This is a genomic window from Flintibacter muris (genome assembly GCF_943192995.1).
Taxonomy (GTDB): Bacteria; Bacillota; Clostridia; order Oscillospirales; family Oscillospiraceae; genus Lawsonibacter; species Lawsonibacter muris.
The window spans coordinates 1-24,019 of sequence record NZ_CALPCP010000004.1 but is presented as its reverse complement, the minus strand read 5'-3'; the positions used below and the strand labels follow the sequence as shown (position 1 = coordinate 24,019).

The 24,019-nt window shown below is 38.0% G+C and carries 23 protein-coding genes; 22 read left to right on the top strand and 1 reads right to left on the bottom strand.

Translation table 11 applies throughout. From position 1 onward, the window contains the following. Positions 1 to 62: 62 nt before the first annotated feature. Positions 63 to 575 (bottom strand): zinc-ribbon domain-containing protein, encoded by a 513-nt coding sequence (locus tag NFS22_RS05100; protein ID WP_251316654.1) that lies wholly within the window; start codon positions 573 to 575, stop codon positions 63 to 65. 69 nt (positions 576 to 644) lie between these two features. On the opposite strand from NFS22_RS05100, the gene NFS22_RS05095 reads away from it, so the two are divergent. The 22 genes from NFS22_RS05095 (at position 645) to NFS22_RS04995 (ending at position 23,962) form a co-directional block, all read left to right on the top strand. Further along, positions 645 to 7,109 carry a hypothetical protein gene (locus NFS22_RS05095; RefSeq protein WP_251316653.1) on the top strand — a complete coding sequence of 2,155 codons (6,465 nt, stop codon included), beginning with the start codon at positions 645 to 647 and terminating at the stop codon, positions 7,107 to 7,109. Between the two features lie 60 nt (positions 7,110 to 7,169). Next, complete coding sequence (locus tag NFS22_RS05090) at positions 7,170 to 11,063, top strand: tail fiber domain-containing protein (RefSeq protein ID WP_251316652.1); 3,894 nt, start codon at positions 7,170 to 7,172, stop codon at positions 11,061 to 11,063. Beyond that, positions 11,064 to 11,243 carry a hypothetical protein gene (locus NFS22_RS05085; protein WP_251316651.1) on the top strand — a complete coding sequence of 60 codons (180 nt, stop codon included), beginning with the start codon at positions 11,064 to 11,066 and terminating at the stop codon, positions 11,241 to 11,243. Positions 11,244 to 11,264: 21 nt separating this feature from the next. Beyond that, a complete protein-coding gene (locus NFS22_RS05080) occupies positions 11,265 to 12,080 on the top strand; it encodes a phage tail domain-containing protein (RefSeq protein WP_251316650.1) in 816 nt (271 codons plus the stop codon). A 3-nt stretch (positions 12,081 to 12,083) separates the two neighbouring features. Then, a complete protein-coding gene (locus NFS22_RS05075; protein WP_251316649.1) occupies positions 12,084 to 12,452 on the top strand; it encodes a hypothetical protein in 369 nt (122 codons plus the stop codon). A 42-nt stretch (positions 12,453 to 12,494) separates the two neighbouring features. After that, positions 12,495 to 12,917 carry a phage tail fiber protein gene (locus NFS22_RS05070; RefSeq protein WP_251316648.1) on the top strand — a complete coding sequence of 141 codons (423 nt, stop codon included), beginning with the start codon at positions 12,495 to 12,497 and terminating at the stop codon, positions 12,915 to 12,917. A 28-nt stretch (positions 12,918 to 12,945) separates the two neighbouring features. After that, positions 12,946 to 13,875: a hypothetical protein gene (locus NFS22_RS05065; protein ID WP_251316647.1), complete on the top strand. Its 930-nt coding sequence runs from the start codon at positions 12,946 to 12,948 to the stop codon at positions 13,873 to 13,875. 35 nt (positions 13,876 to 13,910) lie between these two features. Then, on the top strand, positions 13,911 to 14,207 hold the full coding sequence (locus NFS22_RS05060; protein WP_251316646.1) for a hypothetical protein: 297 nt from the start codon (positions 13,911 to 13,913) through the stop codon (positions 14,205 to 14,207). 14 nt (positions 14,208 to 14,221) lie between these two features. Beyond that, entirely contained in the window at positions 14,222 to 14,413 is a 192-nt protein-coding gene (locus tag NFS22_RS05055) for a hypothetical protein (protein ID WP_251316645.1), read from the top strand. Between the two features lie 21 nt (positions 14,414 to 14,434). Beyond that, complete coding sequence (locus NFS22_RS05050) at positions 14,435 to 14,752, top strand: hypothetical protein (RefSeq protein WP_251316644.1); 318 nt, start codon at positions 14,435 to 14,437, stop codon at positions 14,750 to 14,752. 21 nt (positions 14,753 to 14,773) lie between these two features. Next, a complete protein-coding gene (locus tag NFS22_RS05045; protein WP_251316643.1) occupies positions 14,774 to 15,913 on the top strand; it encodes a hypothetical protein in 1,140 nt (379 codons plus the stop codon). A gap of 64 nt (positions 15,914 to 15,977) precedes the next feature. Beyond that, positions 15,978 to 16,430 carry a hypothetical protein gene (locus tag NFS22_RS05040; RefSeq protein ID WP_251316642.1) on the top strand — a complete coding sequence of 151 codons (453 nt, stop codon included), beginning with the start codon at positions 15,978 to 15,980 and terminating at the stop codon, positions 16,428 to 16,430. A 24-nt stretch (positions 16,431 to 16,454) separates the two neighbouring features. Further along, positions 16,455 to 16,856, top strand: a complete 402-nt coding sequence (locus tag NFS22_RS05035; RefSeq protein ID WP_251316641.1) for a hypothetical protein — start codon at positions 16,455 to 16,457, stop codon at positions 16,854 to 16,856. Positions 16,857 to 16,868: 12 nt separating this feature from the next. Continuing rightward, positions 16,869 to 18,908, top strand: coding sequence for a DUF6273 domain-containing protein (locus NFS22_RS05030; protein ID WP_251316640.1), 2,040 nt, complete (start codon positions 16,869 to 16,871; stop codon positions 18,906 to 18,908). Positions 18,909 to 19,122: 214 nt separating this feature from the next. Then, entirely contained in the window at positions 19,123 to 19,764 is a 642-nt protein-coding gene (locus NFS22_RS05025) for a four helix bundle protein (protein WP_251316639.1), read from the top strand. Further along, a complete protein-coding gene (locus NFS22_RS24025; protein ID WP_420908846.1) occupies positions 19,761 to 19,922 on the top strand; it encodes a DUF6273 domain-containing protein in 162 nt (53 codons plus the stop codon). The genes NFS22_RS05025 and NFS22_RS24025 overlap by 4 nt, the downstream gene beginning before the upstream one ends. A gap of 371 nt (positions 19,923 to 20,293) precedes the next feature. After that, on the top strand, positions 20,294 to 21,778 hold the full coding sequence (locus tag NFS22_RS05020; protein WP_251316638.1) for a reverse transcriptase domain-containing protein: 1,485 nt from the start codon (positions 20,294 to 20,296) through the stop codon (positions 21,776 to 21,778). Further along, complete coding sequence (locus tag NFS22_RS05015; RefSeq protein ID WP_251316637.1) at positions 21,766 to 22,026, top strand: hypothetical protein; 261 nt, start codon at positions 21,766 to 21,768, stop codon at positions 22,024 to 22,026. Before NFS22_RS05020 ends, NFS22_RS05015 begins: the two co-directional genes overlap by 13 nt. 13 nt (positions 22,027 to 22,039) lie before the next feature. Further along, positions 22,040 to 22,663 carry a hypothetical protein gene (locus NFS22_RS05010; protein WP_251316636.1) on the top strand — a complete coding sequence of 208 codons (624 nt, stop codon included), beginning with the start codon at positions 22,040 to 22,042 and terminating at the stop codon, positions 22,661 to 22,663. Between the two features lie 21 nt (positions 22,664 to 22,684). Then, the gene (locus NFS22_RS05005) at positions 22,685 to 23,095 is read left to right on the top strand and encodes an isoaspartyl peptidase (protein WP_251316635.1); all 411 of its coding nucleotides are present in this window, start codon (positions 22,685 to 22,687) and stop codon (positions 23,093 to 23,095) included. After that, positions 23,092 to 23,514, top strand: coding sequence for a putative ABC transporter permease (locus NFS22_RS05000; RefSeq protein ID WP_251316634.1), 423 nt, complete (start codon positions 23,092 to 23,094; stop codon positions 23,512 to 23,514). Before NFS22_RS05005 ends, NFS22_RS05000 begins: the two co-directional genes overlap by 4 nt. 16 nt (positions 23,515 to 23,530) lie before the next feature. Further along, a complete protein-coding gene (locus tag NFS22_RS04995) occupies positions 23,531 to 23,962 on the top strand; it encodes a phage tail tip lysozyme (protein WP_251316633.1) in 432 nt (143 codons plus the stop codon). Positions 23,963 to 24,019 lie beyond the last annotated feature (57 nt).

Below are 24,019 nucleotides of genomic sequence, written 5' to 3'. Positions count from 1 at the left end.
AAGTCTTTTTGAATTTAGCTTTATTCCTTGCCAAGTTACCGAAAGGGGCGTAAGAAATTCAATCATAGATGCGGTTGCCAAGTATGACCGCACTTCGCACAACGGTTGACTGTTTTACTTGCACCGATTAATCCTAATGTCCAGTTGATTCCTCTTGCTCCTGTAGTGATAGATGTGGAACCGCAACGAGGACAGCATACTTTGGTTTTATCAAAAGAAAGAGGATCAGGGAAATCAGATGAATTGAATGATTCTGGTATTGATTTTAATGAAATAATTTTGGATGCTAATGTTGCACCAGCAACGTCATTAATTCCAGTTAGTTGTCTTATCTTCCTGTTTAATATTAATCCTAAGTTTGATTTTTCGATAATAGATGTGTTGGAAGAATTTTTATAAAAGTTATTAACATCTTCTATGATTTCAGTGAAATTAAATGGGATGCCATTAACAACACAGATGTTTTCAGAGCATTCTTTTTCAAGTTGAGATTTTAAAGGAAATCCACAATGAATGCAAACCGAAGATTTGTCACTTATTTCTTTTCCGCATTCAGGACATTTGATTAAAGCCATATTTATTCCTCCAATCTTTTCTTTTATTTTACCATTTTATTAAAATGAAATCAAGCGCATTTTTGAATTATGTCGCTTAAATCCATAGGTGCATTATCAAATATCTTTAAAGTGCTTACATCTGATTTGCAAAATGGTAAAAATGCAGTTATTGCAATGCAATTTGCATTGCAAGGAATGAAAGCCGAACAGGTTGAAGCTGCTGCAAGTGCATTGGGATTGAATGCAGCACAAACGGCAGTTGCATTATCTGCCGTCAATATGGAGGCATCTGAAATTGCGGCAAAATTAGCAATGCAAGGCTATAATAAAGAAATGATTATTTCTGCGTTGACTACCGCAGGATTTAGCGAAGAACAAATTGTAGCCGCAGTATCCACAGAGGCGTTTGCGGTTGCTGAAGGAACTGCAACAGTTGCAACACAAGCATTTGGTGTTGCTTTGGCAAATGTTGTAAAAGGATTAATTGCATTTCTAACAACTAATCCTGTTGGATGGGCAATTTTAGCTGCTGGCGCAATTTTTGGTGCAGTAAAGGCATATGATGCTCTTACTGTTTCTGCCGAAGAAGCTACAGAGCAGATGAATGAATCTTTCTCTGAATTTGAAGAAGCAACCAGCACACTTGAAAGTCTTAATAAAGAACTTGAAACAACAAATGAGCGAATTGCCGAACTGGAGGCCAAAGATACTCTTACATTTGTAGAGGAATCTGAACTTCAAAAATTACGTGAATCAGTTGAACTTTTACAGATTCAAGCTGATTTAGCTGAAAAGAAAGCATTGCGTGAAGGCAAAGAGGCCGCAGAGGATACGGTTACTGCATACAGGAAGAATTATAAAAATGAAATTACTTCTGATGCGGTAGACTATTATATTTCCAATTCAACCTCAACTGGCAATAACGCAATATTGTTTTCTGATGAAAGCGATATTTCTGCGCTACTTGCAGGAATAGAGCAAATGCGAAAATTGCAGGATGAACTTGATAAGAGTAGCGAATATTATGAGGAAGATTATCAAGACTATCAAGATTTAATTGATGATACAACAGATAGTATTTGGGAACAAGTTGAAGTTTTAAGTGATTATAGGAGTAAACTTGAGGCCATACCATATGATCAGCTTACAAGCGATCAAAAAGATGCACTTGATGAGATTAATTCTGCAATAGAACTCATATATACTTCCTTAGACCCCGGCAAGTGGAAGGATATGCAATGGAACAGCATTATTAATAATGAACAATATGCTGATGATGTTAAACGACTGAAAGAACTTGCGTCAACAACTGAAATTACTGCAAGCACAATTAGATCAGAGTTTCCAGAACTTGCACAAGCCTGTTCTGATGCAGGATTAAAAATTAGTGATGTTGTAGATAATCTGAATGCGTCCTTTGATAGAGCAACAGACGAAATCGGGAATAAAAAGATAAGGATTTTATCGTCTTTGTTTGATATGCCTGATGTTGATTTTAAATCTGGTAATTTACTTAGTAATGGATTAGCATTTGGCGCAGATATATTAAAGCAATATCAGGAATATGCAGACTATATTGAATCATTGTCAGATGATGAAATTGAATTAGCATATAATATTGTAGTTACTTCAAAAATTGATGGGCTTGATGAATTAAAGACAGCTATTGAGGCTGCTGGTATTGAAGATATTGTTTCTGCGGATGAATTGCAAGAATACGAAGAACTGTTTTCAGAATATCAGGGTGTTGTTAATGAAGCAAGGTTGTTAGGTGTTGATTTATCAAATACAGTTTATGGTAATATTGATACTAATAATCGTCAGATTCTTGAATGGACAGACGAAAATCTTGCTACATATAAAGATGCTATTGAATCTTGGGGTGCAACTGTAGATGAAATGAAAGGTTCTATTTCTACAGTATTTGGTTCATCGTCCGAATATGATGGAGTAGAAATTGCGTTTTCCCCTATCCTACAAACAGAAAATGGCCCTGTTCTTTTGGATTCTCATACAGTTGATGAATACATTTGGGGATTGATTGATAAAGCTGGTGAAGGTTGGACAAGCGAAGATTTATTGCGATTGGACACCGAGGGCTTAGAGTTTGATGGGCAAATAGTTAAGAACTTACTTGCTGATATTGGAGATACTGCAATCCATACTGGCGAGGCTATGCACTTTACTGGTGAAACTGGTGCTGTCAATGAAATGTATGACGCTCTTAGAGAATCTGCTGATGAAGCTGGAATTTCTATTGAAGCGTTAATGTATTATTTCGAGCATAGTAGTAGTGAAATTGATGTTCAAGCGACTAATATTCGTAATTCCTTAAAGGGAATGTGGGATTCTGAGGATTTTGCAGATACAAAAACATCCTTAATGCAGATGGCAAATACTCTTGACGGAATTACGGGAGAAAACATTAAAGACCTTGCAAAAGAAAGTTCGACATTGAAATCTATTCTTGATCAGGATGGCATGAGTGCAGAATTTCTTGCAAAGGTTCTTCAGACTGTGGCTGATGGTGAAGATGGTTTTGCATTAATTACTGAAAGTGCTTTGTTACTTAACCAAGCCTTAGAAGGTATGGTTCGTGACTTTGATCAGGTAACAGAAGCTAAGGCTCGTTATGATGCAGCTATGAATGTTCCAGAAAAAGATGAAGAATTTAAATCTTATGCTGAAGCATTTAAGGTTTTAAACGAACAGTTTGAAGCTGGAACTACTAATAGTAACGCATTTTGGGCCGCTGCCGAATTTTTATTTGGTTCTGAACAACTTCAAACATGGGGTTGGACTGATGGACTGGATGAAATTTATGCTGCCATGCAAAAGAATGTTGGTATTTTTGAAGATGCCGATAGTGCTGGAGCAGGATTTCTTGATAGATTATATGAAATTGCAGAAAATGGCAAAGTGTTGGATGAAAACGGCAATGTTCTTGCTACAATCGAAAAACTTTCAGATGGCTCATTTACATTCGATATTGATGCAACATCAATAGATGAAATTGCTCAAAAGTTAGGCATTACAGAAGAGGCAGCATTGTCATGTTTAAAAGCATTGTCAATGTGGGGCAATATTGATTTTTATAATGTTGATGAAGTCCTGGATGCTATTGAAAAAATTGGCCTTTCATCTGATTCTTTAGAAGGAACTGCGGTTAATGTAGATGCCCTAACGGATCAATTAATTTCTTTAGGATATACTAATAAAGATATTTATGATTTGTTACAAACATTGCAAAACGTTGAAGGCATTACATTTTTATCTGCATCATCTGATGTAGATACTTTGACCAATAGCCTTACCACTTTAGGTTTAGCAACAGGTGATGGCATTGAAGTAAAGGTGAATACTGAAAGCCTATCAATTTTGATGGAGCAATTAAACTTCACCAAGGAGGATGCCCAAGGTCTTATTACAAAGTTAGATGAAGCTGATGGAATTACATTAACTAATGCCAAAGGTGAAGTTCATGATTTAAAAAGTGCATTAGAGTTTATTGATACATTGGATTTTGCAACAGTTGAAGGAAAAGTTAATGATTTAGAGAAATCAATAGACGGCGTTGATGAATCGTCAACAGATAATGCACAAACACAGTTAGAAGCTATTGGCACGTCTGCGGAAACGGCAGAGGGGAAAGTTGAGCAATTACAAACAAAGATTAATGGTTTAACAGGTAAGACTGTTACTGTTTCTGTTGATGTTAAACGAAAGAATAGCTTGTTTAGTATGCTTGGCTTTGCTAACGGAACTAAGAATGCTCCTGATGGTGTAGCATTAACTGGTGAAGAAGGAGCAGAACTTGTTAAATCTGGTGATCAGGCTTACTTAGCTGGTGCAAATGGCCCTGAACTGGTTCATCTTAATAAAGGCGATACGGTTTATACTGCTGATGAAACAAAAGAAATTCTAAAAAGTGGTAAATATATTAGTGGTACAATTCCTGCTTATTCTGGTGGCTATAATGGCGGTGCAAGTGGAACAATCAAGCCAAAGGGCGGAACTTATAAGTCTGTTTTGTCTGGTAATAATTCTTCTACTACAACGAAAGAACTGAAAGATGCGGTAAAAGAAACTGAAAATCTTGAAGATGCTTTAGAAGATACCTTAAAGAAAATGAAAGAGGTTATGGATGATCTTATTGGAGATTATGAACATACTATTTTCATTATGGAACATAAAGGTGTAAACTCCAATGAAATTATTAAAATCTATAAAGCAATGCAGGATGCAGTACACCAACAAGCAGAGGAATATCGTGCATTAGGGCTTGATGAAAATTCTGATTATATTCAAGAATTGCAAAAACAATGGTGGGAATATCAGGATAGTATTCAAGATTTAATTATTGAAACATATGAGAAATCTGTTAAAGAACACGAAAACGCTATTACCTTAAATGAAAATTGGCTCGACAAGGCAATTACAAATAAGGACTTTAGTGGGATCACAAAATATACGTCTGATATTATTAGTCATTATAAGGCGATGCAGGATGAGATACATCAACAAGCAGAGTATTATCGTTCTCTTGGATATTCTGATACCAGTGATGAAGTTAGTAAACTGTCAGATTTGTGGTGGGACTACTATGATAAAATTGCCGAGACTTCTGCAAACGCATGGCAACAGGTAGTAGATAACGCCAATGATGCACTTGACGAAATTACAGGTCTGTACGATACATTAAAAGATGCTGCTCAAGAATATGCGGATAGTGGTTTTATTACCATTGATACTTTACAAGAAATTTGTTCTTGGGGTATTCAGTACCTTGCCTATTTGCAGGATGAAAATGGGCAGTTAGTTATCAATGAAGAAAGTTTACAAAAGGTAATTGCAGCCCGTACCGAACAGATGGCGGTTGAAACAGCACTTAGCTATGTGCAGCAGATTCGTAGTGCTATTGAGCGCAATGAGATTAATGAACTTATGAATCTGACACTGGCAACAGAAACTACTACAAGTGCCACTTGGGATTTAGTTTATGCACAGTTGAAGTTGTTGAATGTTTCTGGCGATCTTAATGATACGATGTATGCTGGAGCATTACAGAATATCAATAACCTTCGTGCATTATCTGGTATTTCAATTACCAGCATTGGTAAGGTTGAAGGCTCCGTAAAAGAGGCCAACGAGTCTGCTAAAAAGGCATTGAAAGAACAGTCTGATGCACTTGATGATTTGCTCAAATATGTCATGGCTATGATTAAACAAGAGGTTAAGAATCAAATTGAAGCCCTTGAAGATCAAGTTGACAAGATGAAAGAAATTGTCGATCTGCAAAAGCAATCATTGAAGTTAGAGAAAGAAAAAGACGATTATACTAAGACTGTTGCGGAAAAGACTAAGGAACTTGCCAAACTTCAACAGCAGCTTGCTTTGTTGGAATTGGATGATAGTCGTGAATCTGCTGCTAAACAAGCAAAGTTGAAAGAGGATATTGCAAAACTGTCGAATGATTTGGCAGACAAGCAAGCAGATCATGCCTATGATGCAGCCAGTGATATGCTTGATGATATGGCAGATGCCTATGAAAAGGAAAAGAAGAAAGAAATCGAGGTTCTGGAGAATAGTATTTCTTCTGAAGAAAAGTTGTATCGTCTTGCTATTGAACGGATTCAGACACAATGGGATACACTTTATCAGCAGCTTCTTGATTGGAACTATGAGTACGGCACTGTCACAAATAATGAGATTACTGCGGCTTGGGATGCGGCGTGTATTGCTGTTGAAAAGTATGGAAGTTATCTTAATGCTGTTCTGCAAACGCAACAGCAACTTGCGGCATTGGAGGCCAGTTCCAGTTCTTCAAGCAGCAGCACAATCATTGGTGGTGGGTTGACTGGAACATCTACTACTCCGAATGTGATCGGTAACTCTGGCAATTATGATACCAGTGGTGGGCAAGAAACTGAAAATGCGCATAATATCATTAAAAAGATGTATGCAAATAGCCGAGCATGGGGTGATGCAAGTGAAAGCGAACGAAAGCGGCTGGATGCAGAAAACCTCCAGCTTGGGCAAAGTCTGGCCCGATATGGTATCAACGCTTATCGTGATAATGGTACATGGTATACATCTGATGGTTCATTGCTGTATGAGAAGTATAAGAAATACACTTATCATACTGGCGGTATTGTTGGCGATGATCCTACGCTGGAGCAGGATGAGGTATTTGCAAAGCTGAAAAGGGGCGAAGCTGTATTTACCGAAGAACAGCAAAAGCCTATTTATCAGGCATTAGACTTTGCAGAAACTATGTTAGGCAAGTATGGCAAAGTGATTAATTCTATTTCTGATACTGACCTTATGGGGAGCAGGATGCAGGAACAGATTAAGCAGGATGCCCAGCAAGCACAGACAGTTGTTGAGAATAGCGGTATGTCGAATGAATTTAATTTGACATTCCCAATGCAAGTTCTGCAAAAGCTGGATGATGCTGAAATCAAGAGTCTGACAAAGAAAATCAGTAAATATACCATCACACAGCTTGACGATGTGTTTAGTTTGCGTGGTAAGAGAAGTTTCAGACAATAATTTAAATGTGGAGGATGACATTGTACGTCCTCCACTTATTTATAGAAAGGAGGTCATTGTTTGGTTGTTAATTTTTCAAAGATAGATTTTCGTAAACGTCCGAATTTCATTTTGCGAAATTTTGATGGAAAAGCAATCGGTGTTTTAGGACATATTATAAAACCAACGGCAGAGATTAGATATAATGAAATATCTGAAATTTCTTTTGAATATCCATCACACGTCAATGGAAAGAAACTAAGTGAATATGATCTTCTGACTGGCTTGAGAATTATTGATGTTGAGGGATTTGGACAATTTACTTTGCGAAAGCCAGAAGAAAATGATAATGGCGTAAAAGCAAGTAAAACTTGTTCAGGCTATTCATTGGAATATGAATTCACAAATAAAAGTATCTCATTGGAAGAAGGTACATATAACTTTTGGAATCCATTCACACCAGATAGCACTATTTTAGGCATTATTTTGTCAGAGATGCCTTCTTGGAGCATTGGTACAGTTTCTTCAAGTTTAATTGGTAAGTATCGTACATTTAGTGTAGATGGCTCATCTATTTATGATTTTATGAAATCAGAGTTAGAAAAGACATATGAATGCGTTTTTGATTTTGATACTTATAATCGTAAAATTAATGTACGTAGTAAATATGATGCTGTCCCAGCGAAACCAGTTTACATTTCAACCAGTAATCTTGCAAAAGAAATTGTGGTCGAAGAAGATATTGATGATTTATTTACAGTGCTGGATGTAAACGGAGCAGATGGTGTTGATATTCGTAGTGTGAATCCAATGGGAGAAAATCGAATTTACAATTTGGATTCATATATGAATGAGGGATATTTTTCAGCAGACATTATTCAAAAGTGGAATCGTTGGAAAACAACATTCGAAAGTTACCAGACCTTGTATTATTCCATAGTCATTGCTCAAAATATGCAAATTTCACGTTATGCTACCGAGAGTGCCGTTTTGACAGATATGCAAGGTGAATTAACGGGACTTGAATCACAAAAGGCTGCATTGCTTCAGGCCGTTGCAATGGATAGTTCTTTGCAATCGAAATTAAATACTGTCAATTCGCAAATAAGGTCTAAAGAAAGTGAGATTAATTCTCAGAAAAGTTTACTTACCACAATTCAAAATCAAATCAATAACTATACAAGTCAGTTGAAACAGATAAATAAGGAAACGGCATTTTCTTCGTTTTTTACAGATAACGAATTGAAAATTTTAGACCGTTACTTTAAGTGCGGTAGTTTAACTGACAGTTCTTTTGTGGCGAGCGAAGTAGATAGTTATTCGTCTGAATCAAGTGTAACTCGCGGATTATCGTCTGTGTTCAATATTACAAATTGCACAGATGTTAGACCAGCAACTTATACGAGTGATATTACATTTTATACTATTCGTGGCGGTTCTATCAATGTTAATGATTCTCAACTTAAATTGAATGCAGATGTTGTAAATGGAACATTGCAAGTCAATCGTGATAATACTTTTATTATGTCATTGTATTTGAACCAAGGCTCAATTAATGGCAATACATTTCCAAGTGGAACATTATCGTTGACTGGCAGATTATATACGAATGTGTCTTATGGCAATACATCTATTCGGATTAGCACATCTGCTACAACTGCATATATGACTTATGAAACAAGCGAATATCAAAGAATGTCGATTGCATGGGATTTGTTTGAATATGGCAAAGAAACTCTTGATATAAAGGCATATCCAGTATATCACTTTGAAGTTGACAGTTCAAATTTTTTTGCAATAGATGATTTCATTTCGTTTGCAAAAGAGTTTACATTAGGAGAAAGAATTTACTTGCATTTAAATATGGGGGTAATTGAGCCTATTGTAACTGGTGTGTCAGTTGAATTTGATGATTTAACACAACTTGAGTTGGAATTTGCAAGTGATTTTCAAGTGAAAAATGGAAAATTCAGTTGGTTAGATAATTTGGATCAATCTGTATCTGTCAGCAAAACTCTGGATTTTAACCAATATAATTACAGTAATTTCGTTAATAGTGGTGCTAATACCAATATCAAGAAGTTTATGGATTCTGCTCTTGATACAATGAAGAATATGATTCTGTCTGGTACACATAACGAAATCACTATTGATCAAGCTGGGTTACGCTGTCGGAAGTATGATGAGGCAAGTGGTGGCTATAGTCCAAAGCAAATCTGGATGGCTCATAATGCCTTGATGTTTACAAACGATGGATGGAACTCTGCGACTATCGGTATCGGTGAATTTGTAGACAAGAACTTGGGATCGTTATATGGCATTGTAACTCCTGCTCTGGTAGGAACTATTCTTGCTGGTAACAACCTGATTATTGAAAGCGAAAAGACTGATGGTGGTGTTGCCGTTTTCAAGATGGATGGAGAAGGTGCTTCGCTGCATAATGCTTCGTTTAATCTCTATGGTAGCACTGGTGGCAGAATTGATTTAGGAGCCGTATTTGGTATTGTTGGTGGTGGCGATAAGAACACTATGTTCTATTACAATTCTAAAGGACAGCCAACGGGTGTCAGGACAGCAAATAACCGCAGCGTAACAAGAATTGCAAACTTAGCATCCAATGATACACCTAATGCAAATTTCTGGATTGATATGTATGGTGACGTGTACTTAAAAGGTACGATTGACGCTGTTGCTGGTATTTTTAGAGGTTCACTTGAGGTTGGTGGCCCTACTGCATTTCGTGTTGATTCGCAGGGCAATTTGAGTATCGGTGGTACTGCTACTAATCCAAATTTCTATGTTGATGCAAACGGAAACATGAGAGCGAAAAGTGCAGATATTAAAGGCCGTGTTGATGCTTCTTCACTGTATATTGGTGGCAGAAATATTCTGACAAATACATCTGGCAGTAATAACTTGGCAACCAGTTCTTCTAAGATTGATTCTGACTATCTTGATCTGTATGGTATTACCATTAGAAACAAGTCAACAAACGCTGTTACGTTCCAAGTGACAGATAATGGTGCTGTTACTATTAATGGTAATATCACAATGGGAGCAGGAAGTTCAATAAATTGGGCGACAGTTGATGAAATCAATCCTACTATGAGTCAGGCATATCAACGTGCAAACGGAGCCTACAACTATGCTGATGATGCTTGGAGATATGCTGGAGATGCGTATACACGTGCTAATGGTGCATACAATCTTGCTTATGATGCTCTTGATGATGCGGATGCCGCATATCGTTACGCCAATGATGCTTATAATTTTGCTTGGGATAATAGATGTAATGATTTGAATGTTTTTAATGTTTTAACAAGTGGCGGAACACGATTCGGGATTTTTAGTGATTCTTATGGCGGTAGACTTTATATTAATGCGAATTATATTAGGTCTGGCACGATTGATGCTGATATTGTTACATTAGGAACAAGAACTGGCGGTTTTTGTTGCGCTCAAGGTAGTGATGGAATTCGTGTCACCAATGGAGCAAAAATGTATGGCTCTGCTGGCCCATATGCTGATTATTATGTTTTTGTGAGTAATGCGGGAGCATTAATGTCAGGGGGTAGTGCGCAGTTTTATTGTGCTGGTAGTAGTATTCATGCAAATCGTGAAATCACTGTAGATTCTGATAGAAGATTTAAGAACAATATTCTATACAATATCGACAGATATGAAGATTTTTTCTTGAAACTTAATCCTGCATCATTTCTTTTGAATAAGCAAGAAGATAAAAAGCGGCATATTGGGTTTATTGCTCAAGACGTTGAAGCTGTGCGGAATGAATGTGGTTTGTCAGAAGATGAACTTGCCTTATTAGAAACATTTGAACGTGAAGATGAAAATAGCGAATTGCAAACTTATTATGGAATTAGATATGGCGAAATAATTCCTGTGTGCGTTCACATGATTCAAAAGTTATTTAAAGAAATTGAACGCTTGAAATGTCAAATTAAGGAGGATGACTAAATGGAAAAAGTAGAAATTTTAAATAGGGTCGATGCTGTATGTAAGGCTCTTGACAATATTTCTGTAATGGGGATTCAAAATGCTGGCAATTTGGCGGGGTGTTATGCAATTCTGAATGAAATTCGTATTGCTTTGCAGGATGAAGCAAAGCAGAATGAAGGAGAGAAAAAGACAGAGTAAAATTGATTGTGAGGTGAGTAGATGGGGTTTATCGCAAAGCGGTTTTCTTTCAATAGAATCCCATGTGAACAATTTGGACTACGGATTTTTGATATTGATGGGAATACCAATGAAGCTACTCCCTTTGCCAGTACAGGCAAATTACAAACTGATGTGATTTCGTCCAAGGGACGGACTTTTTTATATGGTAGATCATTTGAAAGTCCACTTGAATTTAATTTAGTTTTTGGTGTCGATCCATCGGAGATACTAAGCATGGATGAGCATTTGGATCGCTATGAGATGAATGCTATCGCAAACTGGTTAGCTGGACACAATACATATCATTGGCTGGAGATTGAACAGCCAGATTTAGAAATGATTCGTTATCATTGTGTAATCAGTGACTTACAGCCGATTCAATTATCTTGGTTGCCGTGGGCGTTTACAGCAAAAGTAACTTGCGATTCACCATATGGATATATGTTTCCTAAGAGTTTCAATTATTCATGTAGTGGTGTTTCAAATATTCAACTGATTAGTCGTGCTACTATTAATCGACTTTATTATCCAAAAATGAAAATTCAACTAAATGGCAGCAATACAATTTCAATAGTTAATCAATCTTGTGGTAATTCGGAGTTGAAATTCTCTGGATTGCCACAAAGTTATTTCTTGACAATTTCGATTGATAATGATTTGAGCATAATTGAATCTTCTGATGATGCCTATTCTAACTTATATCAATATTGCAATTTTAATTGGTTTCCATTGAAAAAAGGCATGAACAAAATACGTGTAACAGGTAATTGCATTTTGGATTTCATTTGTGAATTTCCTGTGGATTGTGGAGGGTGATTTATGAGGCGTGATATTTACACAATGCCAGAAGTAATGTTCGTTTCAGGCCAGTCCAATACTTTTCACTGGCATTTATTCACAATGGCTAAAGTCCCATTTAATGCAGATGGTTGTACTGGCAACTTTGCTGTCGTTGATTATTCTGATCAGACTGGCGATCCGTTAATTTCAAAGCCACTTACATTTCTTATTGGTGATGATGAAGTGAAAAATGTTGCTGCGGTCGATTTAGAACCACGTGATACTTTGGGATTACACGGAAAATACATTTATCAAATCACTATCAAAGATGTTGATGGAGAAGTAGAAGTCCCTAATCAGGGATTCTTGCAAATTGTACATAACATCAATGAAAGTTTTTTGAAATAGATAAACCAAAAAATATTATGAAAGTGAGGTTGAGAGTAAGATATGACTTCTACATATTTTCTGAACTGTATTATGGGCAACGTTTTTAAAACGCAAACAAGTCCGGGATTGCCAAGTAAAGTATATCTTGGTTTAAGTTCTTCCGCTCCTGATGTAGATGGTTCTGGTGCAACTGAACCTCTTGCATCGGCTGGATATGCACGTGTAGAATTAACATCTTTAGATGTTCCTGCAAATGGTGTAATTACTAATAAGAATGAGATTTCTTTTCCTGAGAGTTCTGCAAGTTGGGGTACAGTGACGCATTTTGTTTTATACGATGCGCCTACTAACGGTAATTTGCTTATGTTTAATGTATTATCACAGGCTCGAAGCGTTGAAACTGCAACAATCGTTATGGTTAAAACAGGTAGCTTGAAGCTGACCTTGGCAAATCCAGCAGCACCAGCAGTTCCAACCACGTAAAATTATTCAAAGAAAGTAGGTGAGATAATTGCAATCATTTGATGTTTATTTAAAGAAGCGGCTCACCGAAATTGATGTTATTATCACGCAATTAGTTCAAAGAGATTCTTTTTCAATTTATGATTGGCTATACATATATGCGACATTAGATGATATTGAAGTGCGCAAGAGTTTGAAGATTGATGCTTCAATGATTTTGGACACAACAATGGAAAATATTTTAGAAATTGTTGCAGAAAAAATTCATAATGAATTTTATGTGGATGTTGATATGGATTTGGTGAACCAAGTAATTACAGGTGGGGAAACAGAAATGGTTTCGTTTGCAAGTGAACTTGATGTTACAGAAAAATCATTCACTGGAGGCGATTCTTCTCTGGAAATTGCTGTTGATCCGCTTGATTATTATATTGCTCATTCATTCGGCAATGTTGAGTTTGATATGCAATTACTGGTTAATGAACTTGATGCTTTGAAATACAGTTTCGAGAAGATTATAAATGATGCAGAATTGTTGGCAGATATTGATTTTGCAAGCGTGAAAAACATTGGGATAGATGAATCTGAAATGTTTCTTGATGTTGAGCCAACAGATATTTTTTATTTGCTTACAATCGCTGGTCAAGCAATTTCATATATGAGTGCATCACCTATTGAAAAGTATATTTTAAAAAAGGTGTTGTATGGTGTGGAATCCGAAATGTATCTAAGTGCAAATGCAGATATAGATTGGCAACTGCAAAAGTTTATTGAGATTGACAATTCCTTGAATCTACTTGTGGAAATGACAGAAGTTTTGATTCAGTTTATTTCTGGACAATCTGAAATGTATTTAGACTGTGAGGCAAGCGCAGGCTTGAAACGTTATCGGTTGTTATCTGAAATGGACGATCTTACTTTGAGTGATTTTGATAATATGACTTTGAACGAAGTCGATTATGTGATAATTACAGAATAACATAAAGAACTCGATTTATAAAAGGTGGTGAAGTAATGGTAAGAAAACAAGGTGGATTGATCCATCAAAATTTCCTTGCAAACGAGAATGTTGTTGAACGTTGTTTAGCGGAAATTAAAAAGGTGGAGCCAAGTTCACGTGCTGACAAATTATATCATATCACCATGAAAACAGCGGCTTATACTGAATTTATTATGGATGGGTTTGAGTACACAACTGATGGTTTGGGCAATTTTTCAAGTATTGCTCTTGGTGGTACAAATACCGCAGAAATCAAAGAAGTAAAATTCAAAAAGCCTGTAAGCGATTGTATCATTTGTTTTATTTATTAAGGCGGTGATGTGATATGTCTATGGCCTATGGTTTCTATTGGGGTGTATTCTATCCCGTTCACAGCCCTCCGTATGAGCCGCCCGGAGGCGGTGATGATCCTGTTATTACTGGTAGCTGCTTTGCTCCAGTAGGACAGCCAGAGGACTATAAAGGGTTCCTTTTTAATACCGCTGAATTACGTTCAGATTATATTCTGTATGCTTAAAGGGAGGCGGTGACTGATTGAATGAATTTCGTTTATGAGTTGTTAAGAGCAGGAACAACACAGGCTAATTCTGATTCTGGTTCCGAAGTTGCACGAAAGATTAACGATAACTTCAAAAATGTTCAGAATAAATTTACAGAATTAGATAAAACAATCCAAGAAGGTGTCACTGTTAATGTTCCTATTGGTGATGCAACTACGGCTGGTATAGTAAAATCCAGTGATTCAGAAAACATGGTTACTATTGGCAAAGACGGCACAATGGAGGTCGTTTCGTTGAATGTAAACAAATTAAAGCAAGATAATGGTGATTACATCATTCTTGATGGTAACGTTTAAAAATATTAGGAGGTATTGATTATGGCTACTACTAAGACTATTGCTGTTCAGTATAAACTTCGTGGTGATACTTTAGCTAATTTAGAGGCCAAGAATGCTATTTATGCTGTGAATGAGCCTATTGTTGTGCTGATCCCCGCCGATACTGATGCTGGTACTAAGGCCGCTATTTTGCTGAAGCTGGGTGATGGCACTACTGCTTTTAATGATTTGCCTTATATTACAGCTCTGGCGGGGGATGTTCCTGAATGGGCAAAGGCTGCTACTAAGCCCGTGTATGAGGCAAAAGAGATTAAAAATATTGACACATATATTGCTGGTAAGGTACAGGACACCGATACTCAATATAAGCTGGAGCAGGATGCTACTGATCCGCATATCCTGATTCTGTCTGCGAAGGCTTTGGCTGACGAGGATTATACTGAGGTTGTGCGGATTACTACTGCTGATACTACTTACACCGCTGCTGATGGCTCTGTTACTGTTGATGCGGATGCTAAGACTATCGGTGTGAATATGTCTGCCGAGGCTGATAATGGTTTGGAGAAAAAGGATGATGGCCTGTATGTTAAGGATCGCACTGTTGATGTGGTGAAGAAGGCAACTGCAAATGCTGGTTATATTGCTTCTTATCAGGTGACAGTGGATGGCACTGTGGTTGGTGCTGATATTAACATTCCAAAGGACTATCTGGTGAAGTCTGCCGATATTAAGGTGGTTGCCGCCGCTGATGATCCTTACGCTGGTGCTGTTGTGGGTGACAAGTACATTGACTTTGTTGTGAACACTGTTGGCGGTGATGGCAATGAGTCTCACATCTATCTGTCTGTTCAGGATTTGGTTGATGAGTATACCGCTGGTGATGGTATTGAGATTTCTGCAACCAATGTCATTGCTATTAAGCTGGGTACGAATGCCAATGGCCTGAAGGTTGGTGCGGCTGGTCTGGAGTTGGACGAGGCTACTACTACTGCTGCTGGTGCTATGTCTGCTACCGATAAGACTAAGCTGGATGGTGTTGCAGAGGGCGCAACTAAGGTTGAAGCCTCCGATACTAACGGCAATGTGAAGATTGGTGGTACTGAGACTACTGTTTACACTCTGCCTGATACTGTGGTGCATGACACCGACACTATCATTCTTGATGGCGGTAATGCGTAATTAAAAGCTAATTGGGGGAGGTGAAAACCTTCCCCTTTTTATTCTAAAAGCGGAGGTGAAGTGAATGGCTGAAAAGGTCGTAAAGGTATCCGCAATTCAACAGCGGCGTGATACTGTTGCAAATTGGACAGCTAAGAATCCTATTTTGCTGGATGGCGAACAAATTACAGTAATTTTTACGGATGGTAGTACACGTCATAAAACAGGATATGGTAATAAACGATATAACGAATTGCCTTTTGATGGGGCTGAAAGTTGTGAACCGAGTACAACAGTGAATGCTACGTTACTGGCAAGTGCTTGGGTAAGTGGGCAACAAACTGTCTCTGTATCTGCTATTATGGCTAATCAGAATGGTTATGTAACTTTACCACAAGCATTTAGTGATGCACAGTATGAAGCTGTGGTTGCCGCTGAAATGTTTGTAACTGCTCAAGCAGATGGTTCTATTACAATTTCCTGTCGTGGAGATACACCACAAATTGATATTCCTATCCTCATCACTCTGCTTGGTTAATTCAAGGAAGGGTGGTGTTTTATTTTGAGCGCAACGAAAAACTATGATCTGGCACTCACAGATAATGACCAGACAAAATTTAAAGAATGGCGTGAAAGCATCAATGGCAACTCAAATTCCAATATGGAAAAAATTGATACCGCCCTTGGTGAAAAAGCCAATCTTAGTGTAGCAATCAATGCTGTTTTGCTTATGTCTGCATGGAGTGATGATTCTCCGTATGTTCAAACAATTTCTGTCGAAGGGCTTACCGCAGACCAAAACGGCATTATTACTATCGGGCAAAATATCACAACTGAACAGCTTGAAGATGTTGTGGCTGCTGATATGCGTATTAGCGATCAAGCAGATGGTTCTTTGACTGTTACAGCATACGGTGATAAGCCTACACGTGATATTCCTGTGACAATTATTCTTCTTGGTTAAAGGAGGTTATATATGCCTATTGTTTCTATTTTCCCAACTGGTAGTGGCGGTTCTGGTGGCGGTGGCGGGATTCCTCTGGCTCCTGTGACTGGCCTTGCTACGTTGGCTGCTTCAGGTAAAGCATACTTGAAATGGACCGATCCTATTGATACGGTTGTTGGTGATGCTACTCTTGCTGCATGGGCTGGTACATTGCTGGTTCGTAAGGCAGGTTCTATGCCAGCAAGTCGCCGTGATGGTACAGTCGTTCTTGATAATAAAACTCGTGACGCATATAAGACACAGTATTTTTGTGATAGTGGTTTGAGTGATGGCGTGACATATTATTACAAGTTCTTCCCATATTCTACCACAAATACTTATGCTGATAATCCTGCAAACGAGGTGACAATTACACCTAATCCTGTTCCTACTGGTGATGTGTCTGCTTTGGCGGTTGCCGCACAGTTGAATGGTCGTGTTCAGCTTACATGGACTGATCCTGCTGCAACTAAGGTAACTGATGGTGTGACGCTCTCTACATGGGCAAGTACAAAGGTGGTTTATAAGACTGGCGGTTATCCTACATCTCCTGAAGATGGTACACTGGCTTTAAACAGTACAACTCGAAATGCACACAAAAGTAGTCCGCTGGAGGTGACTGGCCTCACAAACGGAACTACTTATTATTTTGCCCTATTCCCCATTTCTGCTGAAGGTGCAGTAAACGCAAGTACGGCTGGTCAGATTACCGCAATTCCTAATAAAACTAAGCTGTCTGCGGTTCCTGCTCAAAGTGGTACATTAACTTATACAGGGGCAGAACTTACACCTACATTCAGCAATTATAATACTGATCAGTTGACTATCGGTGGCGTTATCAAACAGACTGCCGCTGGTACATATAAAGCCACATTTACGCCAACTGATGATTATTGCTGGTCTGATGGCAGCACTGGATCAAAGGAAGTTTCTTGGACAATCGGTAAAGCGGCTGGCAGTTTAAGCCTGAGTAAAACTACTGTGACACTGAATACTGATAAATTAACTGATACCGTGACTGTGACACGTGCTGGTGATGGTAAAATTTCTGTTACGTCCAGTGATACCAGTGTTGCTACAGTTTCTATCAGTGGCAATGTAATTACTATTAGCCATGTCAATAAGAAGTCTGGTACGGCGACAATTACTGTTGCAGTTGCGGCTGGCACTAATTATAATGCACCTTCAAATAAGACAATTACTGTCAAAGCTGAGTTTATTCCTGCATCTGGTAATGCACTCAATAGTTATACTTGGGCGCAGATTAAGCAAGTGTCTGATGCTGGTGTGGCTTCAACTTATTGGAATGTTGGTGATGCAAAGCAAATTGCTGTTAATGGCACTATTGGTTCTACTACAATCAATATGAATGTGTGGGCTTTCATTTTGGGCTTTGATCATAATAGTGCAAAAGAAGGCGCAAATCGTATTCATTTCCAGATTGGTAAAGTCAGTAATGGCGGTAATCCGATTTGCTTTGTTGATAGCACTTATGGTAGTTATAATGCAAATCAGGGTTCTTTTACCATGAATCCTGCATCTGGCTCCAGTAGTAGTACAAACTCTGGAGGCTGGAATAATAGCCATATGCGCAAGACTTTGTTAGGTTCCGCTAACAGCCCAACAAGCCCAGCCGCAAATACATTTTTGGCTGCTTTGCCAAGTGATCTTCGTGCTGTCATGAAGTCTTGTACAAAGTATTCTGATAATACTGGTGGAACTACCAACGCAGCAAGTGCAATAACTGCAACAACAGACTACTTATGGTTGCTGTCCGAATTTGAAGTTCAGGGAGTAAGAACATACGCCAGCCAGTATGAACAGAATTCACAATTACAATATGATTATTATAAAGCCGGGAACAGTAAAGTGTTCTACCGCCATAGTGCTACAACAGCCCCTGCGGCTTGGTGGCTGCGCTCTGTGCATGCTGGCTTCACGAACAATTTTTGCTTTGTCTTCACTTCTGGAGCGGCGAGTTTCGACACCTCTGGCGCTTCCGGTGGGGTCGCCCCGGCCTTCTGTGTTTAAGCTAATCAGTGAATCCCCCTATCTTGTCTAAGGCGTAAGCCGGGACAGATAAGGGGGATGAACGGTTTACCCCCTTAACTTAGAAAATTTTCTCAATTTGCCCTTGACAATGAGAAAACAATCTGCTAACATAAAGGGCGGGTTGAGAAAACAATCTCATGTCTGCTTAGATGTGGGGCAAATAATCTAAATATGATAAATGGGAGGATCATCAATGTCTGTCTACGCTTCTAAGCGCAATGAATCAAAAGCTGAATTCATTCGAGTAGCACAACAATTAGCTACATATACGCTGGAACAAGTTAAGAAGTTCCCAAAATCTTACAGGTTTTGTCTGACCAACGATATTACCCGGCTTGCGTTGGAAATTCATGAAGATGTATTACGGGCTAATTCCATCTATATTCATAATAATATGATGGAAACAGAATTTAATCTTCGAGAAAAATATTTCGCAAAAGCACGATCCGCAATTTTCGCATTAAGTGGTTTGCTTACTGTGACATTTTCGTTGGTGCTAAAAGGAAATAATTTTCTTGGTGATAAGAAGAAAACATCTGGAATCTTTAAAGAATGGGCGAGGCTTTTGAACTACGAAGCGGCTCTGGTAAAAGGAATCATTGAATCTGATAAGAAACGTTACAAAAAATATCAGAATAAGAAATCTTGGAGTAAACTTATTAATTTCAAATTCTTCTGTGAGTTCTTGGATTATCTTAAACAAGAACTTTGGGAGTACATCAAGCGTGATGGTAAACCTAAACCCAAGAAGAAGGATGAAATAAATGATACTGCGATTGAAAGTGAGGTTGTTTTATCAGAAGATATTTTTGATGTAGGTGACTCTGAAAAATAAATTGCCGACAACGGTTACATCCTGATAAAACCCCTGCGAATTGGTGGCTGCGCTCTGTGAATGCTGGCAACACGAACAATTTTTGCAATGTCAACACTTCTGGAGCGGCGAGTAACAACAACTCTGGCAATTCCAATGGGGTCGCCCCGGATTCTTGAAGCTGTTTGTGGTGCATCAAATTTAGTACACAAACTTGGATTAGACTTAGTAGCCCTTATAGGCTGAAAAATACTGGCCTTTACTGGCGAACACAATATCCGTTATTTCAGAAGGAGGATGTATGCCGTGGCTCTGCCTGATGGCATCCTAAAATACTTTTTCGATACTTGCATCTGGACGCTGCTTGCATGGTTTATTGACATTTTGCTGATTTGAGCGGTGTGTCGGAAGGAAGTAGCATCCCGTTTCATTCTTGCGGTAATTGGCTTCGGCTAATGATCCGTGGCACGTTGCTCCCTTAAATTTCATAGGTGCATAGTTACGTAGCTTAGTAAATCAGCATCGGAAACTGCCAACGGATACGGTTGTGATGCGTAGACGTATTCGCCAGTGGATGATAAGGCTATACGGAAAGGATTTGTTCTTTGGCAATATGACAAGCGAGGAAAGAAAACAGAAAAGATACGAAAAGCGTAAAAGAGAACGAGAAGAAAAAGCAAGGTTGGTCTGCGGCAAGGCATTTGAGGATGTGTTTGAATTTGATAAAATGTGGGACGCTGGTGAAAGCTGCTGCGAAGGAGTGAACTGGAAAACCTCTACTATCAATTTCAAGTCAGTGCTTTTGACGCAGACTGATTCTTTGCAAGAACGAGTTCTCAATGGCACATATGAATCAGGTGGTTTCAAACATTTCAAAACTGTTGAACATGGTAAAGAGCGTGATATTAATTCTTTGGTTATTCAAGATCGTAGTGTTCAAAAATGTTATTGTGATGAAATCATGACAGAAGCCTATTCCAGAAGTTTCATTTATGATAATAGTGCAAGTTTGCCTGATAAGGGCATGGACATGACGTTAAAAAGGCTTGTTGAGTTCTTGCATCATCATTATCGTTTATATGGTCTGGAAGGTGGAATTTATCAATTTGATTTTCATGGATATTTCGCTTCGATACCACATGACAAAGCGAAAGAACGTTTAAAGAAACATATTCTTGATCCCAAATTACAGGAAATTGGTTGTCAATTAATTGATGATTTCTTAGAATTGGGTGGCGTGGAACATGACCCGGACAATCCTCGTGGCGTTGGATTAGGTAGTCAAGTATCACAGAATATTGCTTTAGATTATGCCAGCCCGATTGATCATTACATCAAAGACAAACTTGGAGTTCATGGATATGCGAGATATATGGACGATGGATATGTAATAAGTGATTCTTTGGAGTTTTTAAAAGGATTACATGATACTTTGGTTGAACTCTCTAACGAAATGGGAATTGAACTAAATGAAAAGAAGTGCAAAATAACTCCATTTAAAAATCACAGTTTTAAATTTCTTAAAATGCGTGTTCGCTTAGAGCCTACTGGAAAGGTTGTCATTAAATTAAGCCGTAATAGCATTAAAGCAATTCGGCGCAAATTAAAAATCTTTCGTGGTTGGGTTGATGAGGGAAAGATGAGCGCAGAAGATGTGTTTACTTCTTATCAATCTTGGCGGTCACACGCTGCAAGGTGTGATAGTTATAAAACAGTACATGATATGGATTTGTATTTTATCAGTCTATTTGAACAAGAATTGGCTGAATGGGATAAGAAGTTCAAATGTACTTTAGATGCAAGATGGAATTATGAGATTGGGTGGTTCTATTTTACATCTCCCAAAGAGTATGAGGCCAAAATGGAAGAATTGGATCGTACACGTTATGAACGTTATATGAATGGTTTTATTCCTTTGGTTGATCGCTGGGATTATCGTATGAAAAATAGAAGCAAAAGTGCTGAAGCGTTTGACTTATTAAGGGAAATTCGTGAGACTTTTTATGATAAGGAGGATGAAGAATGTATAAATTAATGTCTGGTGACAAACTGATTGGGGTATTTCAGAAAGTGGTTTTTATTCGGAAAGTTACCGAAACTAATACGAATATTGAATGTCCCAAAGGTGAAGCAGACGCTATTGTAGCTGGCGGCATTGTATACGCCATTACTAATTCAACCGATTATCAGGATTGTGAACAAGTTGCGATTTTTGAATTAGATAGTGAAGTAGAGCGTACTGCTGAACTTGATTATATGCGAGTAATGGCAAATCTTATTTAAGGGAGGATGGAATATGACAGCTTTAGAAATGGTTCAGAAATACTATCCTGCATTGTGGTGCAAAGAACAGGTTAATGAATTACTGACGAACTGCAAGATTACTGTTGCTGATTATCTGACTGTCTTTCCTATTAGCGAAGATAATCCTGTGACAGACGAAATGATGAATTTATTGCGGACAGCTAAATTGAATGAACTTCGCAATTATTGCAATGGTTCAATCGAAGCTGGCGTTGATGTGCCTACATCTAACAGTGGTGATACTACTGAACACTTTTCTTTGGACAGTTATGATCAGAATAATATCACTAATATGTTTTATTCTGTGATGGCTGGTGTAGAGGAATATCCGTATCATGCTGATGGAAAAGAATGCACCACATATAATAAATCTGACATTGTAGCAATTTATGTTGCGGCTCAGTCTATGATTACATACCATACCACGTATAACAATATGCTTCGTGTATTGGTAAATCGAACAACTGACGTTAATGATTTAGCGGGTATTGTTTATGGTATGGAATTGCCAGAAGATTTAAATGCTTTGATGCAAAGTAATATTGCTGCTGCACAAGCGCAGATTCAAAAGATTTTAACTACTTTATCTGGTGGTTCAACAGTAGTGCTTGATTAAAATAAAAAGGAGATTGTGTAAATGCAAATTTATAACAAATACGTTGTGACAAGGCGATATAAGAAATTGGCTCAATGTGGCAATGTAAATATCCCTTATGGAACAGAGTGTAATGTTGTAAACAGTCACATTACTTGTGATAAGGGAACTATTTGCTTTGTTGCAAGTCAAGATGCCTTTGATTATTTTTCACAAAATGATGATGGTAATGGTCTTGAAAGGGGTCGTTTAACACAGGCAATTATAAAGTGTCTGGAACTAAAAGAATATGATACTACATATCAAGATAGATGGGATAAAGTTTGGACTGATCCTGTATGTCAAAAGTATAAGCGTTCTGATTTTGCTGACCATTGGCTTTGGAACTATGAATTTTATAATGCGCCTTTATTCGATCTCCAATATATTGCTAAATTGGTAGGTGCAAAATGAAAATTAAAAATGCGCTGAAGATGATCGTGCTGCTGATGATTGGCGGCACGATTTATTTTTGTATTGAAATGCTCTGGCGTGGTCACAGTCATTGGACTATGGCTTTAGTTGGTGGCATTTGTTTTATTGCTATCGGTGCAATCAATGAGTATATCCCTTGGGAAATGGGCATGGTACAGCAATCATTAATTGGTGCTTGTTTAGTAACAGGCATTGAATTTATTGCTGGACTGATTCTAAATGTATGGCTTGGACTTGCAATTTGGGATTATTCTAATTTGCCATTTAATATTATGGGACAAATTTGCTTACCTTTTTTCTTTGCTTGGATTGCTTTGTCTGCTGTTGCGATTGTGGTTGATGATTATTTACGATATTGGCTTTTTAAAGAGGAAAAACCACATTATCAACTGATGTGAACTGGAGGTGATAGTGATGGCCTTAATTGGTGCAACAATTATTGAGCGAATTATAAATTTTCTTAGAAGCAAGGGTTTAAATGATTTTGGGATTGCTGGTGTATTAGGTAATCTGTTTGCTGAATCTGGATTAAATTCACGCAATTTGCAGAACACATATGAAAAGAAATTTGGTATGACAGATCAGCAATATACAGATGCAGTTGATAATGGTACGTATACTAACTTTATTTATGATAAAGCTGGTTATGGATTGTGCCAGTGGACATATTGGAGTCGTAAACAGAACTTGCTTAATTTTGCAAAAGAAAGAAAAGTATCTATTGGCAATGAAGAAATGCAACTTGAATTTTTCTATCAAGAGTTAAGTACAAGTTATCCTGCTGTGTTGAATGTTTTAAAAACCGCAACGTCTGTACGACAGGCTTCTAAGGAACCACTGATTTAATCCCCCCCGCCCGGAAAGTATGGTAAAATAGAAGGGAAGGGGGCAGAAGAAATGAAA

Bases quoted from the DNA above. Each gene is read 5' to 3' on its own strand.
- NFS22_RS05015 (WP_251316637.1), top strand. From the start codon at position 21,766: ATGTATAAATTAATGTCTGGTGACAAACTGATTGGGGTATTTCAGAAA.
- NFS22_RS05025 (WP_251316639.1), top strand. From the start codon at position 19,123: ATGTCTGTCTACGCTTCTAAGCGCAATGAATCAAAAGCTGAATTCATT.
- NFS22_RS05060 (WP_251316646.1), top strand. From the start codon at position 13,911: ATGGTAAGAAAACAAGGTGGATTGATCCATCAAAATTTCCTTGCAAAC.
- NFS22_RS05085 (WP_251316651.1), top strand. From the start codon at position 11,064: ATGGAAAAAGTAGAAATTTTAAATAGGGTCGATGCTGTATGTAAGGCT.
- NFS22_RS05030 (WP_251316640.1), top strand. From the start codon at position 16,869: ATGCCTATTGTTTCTATTTTCCCAACTGGTAGTGGCGGTTCTGGTGGC.
- NFS22_RS05075 (WP_251316649.1), top strand. From the start codon at position 12,084: ATGAGGCGTGATATTTACACAATGCCAGAAGTAATGTTCGTTTCAGGC.
- NFS22_RS05020 (WP_251316638.1), top strand. From the start codon at position 20,294: ATGCGTAGACGTATTCGCCAGTGGATGATAAGGCTATACGGAAAGGAT.
- NFS22_RS05010 (WP_251316636.1), top strand. From the start codon at position 22,040: ATGACAGCTTTAGAAATGGTTCAGAAATACTATCCTGCATTGTGGTGC.
- NFS22_RS05095 (WP_251316653.1), top strand. From the start codon at position 645: ATGTCGCTTAAATCCATAGGTGCATTATCAAATATCTTTAAAGTGCTT.
- NFS22_RS05100 (WP_251316654.1), bottom strand. From the start codon at position 575: ATGGCTTTAATCAAATGTCCTGAATGCGGAAAAGAAATAAGTGACAAA.
- NFS22_RS04995 (WP_251316633.1), top strand. From the start codon at position 23,531: ATGGCCTTAATTGGTGCAACAATTATTGAGCGAATTATAAATTTTCTT.
- NFS22_RS05040 (WP_251316642.1), top strand. From the start codon at position 15,978: ATGGCTGAAAAGGTCGTAAAGGTATCCGCAATTCAACAGCGGCGTGAT.
- NFS22_RS05050 (WP_251316644.1), top strand. From the start codon at position 14,435: ATGAATTTCGTTTATGAGTTGTTAAGAGCAGGAACAACACAGGCTAAT.
- NFS22_RS05080 (WP_251316650.1), top strand. From the start codon at position 11,265: ATGGGGTTTATCGCAAAGCGGTTTTCTTTCAATAGAATCCCATGTGAA.
- NFS22_RS05070 (WP_251316648.1), top strand. From the start codon at position 12,495: ATGACTTCTACATATTTTCTGAACTGTATTATGGGCAACGTTTTTAAA.
- NFS22_RS05005 (WP_251316635.1), top strand. From the start codon at position 22,685: ATGCAAATTTATAACAAATACGTTGTGACAAGGCGATATAAGAAATTG.
- NFS22_RS05055 (WP_251316645.1), top strand. From the start codon at position 14,222: ATGTCTATGGCCTATGGTTTCTATTGGGGTGTATTCTATCCCGTTCAC.
- NFS22_RS05000 (WP_251316634.1), top strand. From the start codon at position 23,092: ATGAAAATTAAAAATGCGCTGAAGATGATCGTGCTGCTGATGATTGGC.
- NFS22_RS05045 (WP_251316643.1), top strand. From the start codon at position 14,774: ATGGCTACTACTAAGACTATTGCTGTTCAGTATAAACTTCGTGGTGAT.